3 protein-coding genes are annotated in these 2,858 nt (G+C 33.0%); 2 read left to right on the top strand and 1 reads right to left on the bottom strand.

Going from position 1 to position 2,858, the window contains the following annotated elements:
* A partial coding sequence (locus ACFX4W_RS04705; RefSeq protein WP_377559271.1) for a fatty acid desaturase occupies positions 1 to 783 on the top strand: 783 nt, incomplete at its 5' end.
* Between the two features lie 595 nt (positions 784 to 1,378).
* Positions 1,379 to 2,224: an STAS domain-containing protein gene (locus tag ACFX4W_RS04700; protein WP_377259708.1), complete on the top strand. Its 846-nt coding sequence runs from the start codon at positions 1,379 to 1,381 to the stop codon at positions 2,222 to 2,224.
* 541 nt (positions 2,225 to 2,765) lie between these two features.
* Here the strand turns inward: ACFX4W_RS04700 and ACFX4W_RS04695 are convergent.
* The coding region (locus tag ACFX4W_RS04695; RefSeq protein ID WP_377559055.1) for an HU family DNA-binding protein at positions 2,766 to 2,858 on the bottom strand (93 nt) is incomplete at its 5' end.

Raw genomic sequence — 2,858 nt, 5'->3', positions numbered from 1 at the left:
ACAATCAGTGGGGTTATCACCATGTTTCCGTATGAACAGTGGAAACGAAGCCACTCGATTCATCATGCTACGAGCAGCAACTTAGATAAACGAGGAACTGGTGATGTGTGGGTCATGACAGTTGATGAGTATATTGCAGCTTCCTACTGGGGCAGGTTAGCTTACCGAGTTTACCGCAATCCAATTGTTATGTTTGGCTTAGGTCCCATCTATCTTTTCTTCGTTTCTAACCGATTGAATCGAAAAGACGCGAAGAGAAAGGAACGTTTGAACACGTATTTGACCAATTTCTCAATTGTTACGGTGTATGCACTTTTATGTTGGAGTATTGGTTGGCAAGCTTTTCTGCTCGTTCAAGCTCCCATCCTTTTTGTAGCAGGTTCACTTGGAATTTGGCTATTTTACGTACAGCATCAATTTGAGGATTCCTACTTTGAAAGAGAAGAAGAGTGGGATTACGTGAAGGCTGCGGTTGATGGTAGCTCCTATTACAAGCTCCCTAAAGTTTTACAATGGGTAACAGGTAATATTGGTTTCCATCATGTACATCATTTGGCTCCAAGAGTTCCCAACTATAATTTAGAAAAGGCGCATGAGTCTACGCCACCATTACAGAAAGCAACAACCATTACACTAAGCACAAGCTTGAAGTCCCTTCGTTTTCGACTTTTAGATCAACAAAATAAACGGTTTGTAAGCTTTAAAGAAATTAAGCATCTCGTAGACAATAAAAAATCGCGTGTGAATTTGAATAACAAAAGACCAAACCTCGATAAAAATTGAATATCCATACGATAAAATCATTCAATTTTAATAAAAAAATACCTGGACGAGTTGAACTATAATCCGAATAAGGGTCACTACATAAAAAGTGTCCCTTATTCGGACTTTTTCACTTGAGCACTTTGTGAGGTTTTCTTACTAATAAATCATTTCTTTTCGTCTTCTAGTATCATCAATCATGAAGTTATGTTTTTTGTAACAAAAGTGGAGAAGGTAGTTGAAAAAATATCGAGATATTGGTATTATAACTATTGTTTTTGCAAAAGACCTTGAAGAGAATCTTATGGAAATTCAAAATTGGAGAAAATAAAAGAGAATAAAGAAGAATTGCTTAAAGATAAACAAGCAGTTGAAAACTTATAGAAAAACGCCATGAAAATATAAAGCTAGCTTAACACAGCTAGCTTTATTTGTAGTTTATAGAGCTAGTTACTATAAAGCGAGTTCTTGAAATTAAAGAATTAATAACAATGACTCTTACTACCTTAGGAACAATCAAATTATCTAAAAAATCTAATTATGTAGCTCATATTTTAAATGTTAAAATAATGAAAATTACCTTTTTAGATAAGGTAAGATCGGAGGACAAAATTCAATGAATAATTTGCACTTTCTAGGAGAAAAAATCGTAGAAAAAAAGTATGAAATTGCGCATAAAGTACATACAAATAGAATGGTAGACCTTAAACAAACAAGAAATTTCAATCTTACAAATGAAAAAATTATTGAAATGAGAGCAAACTTCATCAACCATTTTGGAGAAGCAATCATGTTAAACCTCGATCAAAATACAAGTTTCGATCGAATATTGAAATGGGGCAAAGAGTCAGGAGAATTGGCATCAAATCTAGGGGTTTCTCTGAGTGAGGCTTTAGAGACCACAAGTTATTATCGGAAATTTATATGGGAAGTACTTAAAGAAGAAATAAAAAAACACAACATGCCGATAGACACGGCATTTGAATTAAGCTCGATTATTGATCCTTTATTAGATAAAGCTGTTTATGCTTTTAGTTTGACTTATGTTAATTTCCATCATGAAACATTAAAAAAAGCAAAGAGTGCCTTCCTTGAATTATCCGTCCCTATGGTCCCTATCACAAAAGGAATTGCCATACTCCCTCTAATTGGAGAGGTAGATACGGAAAGAGCCACTCTCTTACTAGACGAAACGTTGAAGAAAGCAAATGAATTGAAGTTATCTCACCTTCTATTTGATCTCTCTGGTGTTATGATTGTGGACACTATGGTTGCCCATCAAATTTTTAAAATCATTGAGGCATTAGATTTACTTGGGGTAAAAACCATGTTAATTGGTATCCGTCCTGAAGTTGCTCAGACCATGATACAACTTGGAATTAATTTTAGTAAAATAACTGTAAAATCAAACCTCGAACAAGCACTTCTTAGTTTGAATTTAATCATAGATACGTTAGAATAAATATTCTCACCTAATGGTGTATGAATTGAATTTTATTTACCTTCAAAAAACCACTTAACGCCAGACAAGTTATCGATAATGATAAGCTAACTTAATACCATAAAGCATTAAACTGTCAATCTATTGGTGGATTTTTCATTTTACTTTTATTGGTATTTATTATTTAAAGAAGCGCAAACCGCATGTGGTTTGTGCTCCTTTGATTATATATTATATTCACCTTAATTTTCCTGCTCAATTTCTTCTAATAAATCTTTAATCTGTTTACATAAATTAATTCCCAAATTCAACATTTCGATTTCTTTTAACATCAAATTAGCTCCCTTATGAATAAATTATAAAAAGTTCTACCTTAAAGAGGAAATGGACTTTGAGACTTTAAAATATTTATCCTTGTTAAGGGGCACTGAATAAGCATGATATATTGGTAGGTATAAAAGTGAAAGAGATAAGCAAAGATGAATACTTAATGTATAAAACTAAGTTTCAATCTTTTGGAATCAACACATAAATTTTTATACAATTTTGCAAATATACGATGTTATTTAACAGCTTGTTTTAATTCTTTTCCTGCTTTAAAAGCAGCCACTTTCGAAGCAGGAATATCTACTTCTTCACCTGTTTGAGGATTACG

Source organism: Priestia sp. YIM B13489 (genome assembly GCF_042787645.1).
In the GTDB taxonomy this organism is placed as follows: domain Bacteria; phylum Bacillota; class Bacilli; order Bacillales; family Bacillaceae_H; genus Priestia; species Priestia megaterium.
This window is presented reverse-complemented; position numbering and strand designations above follow the sequence as displayed.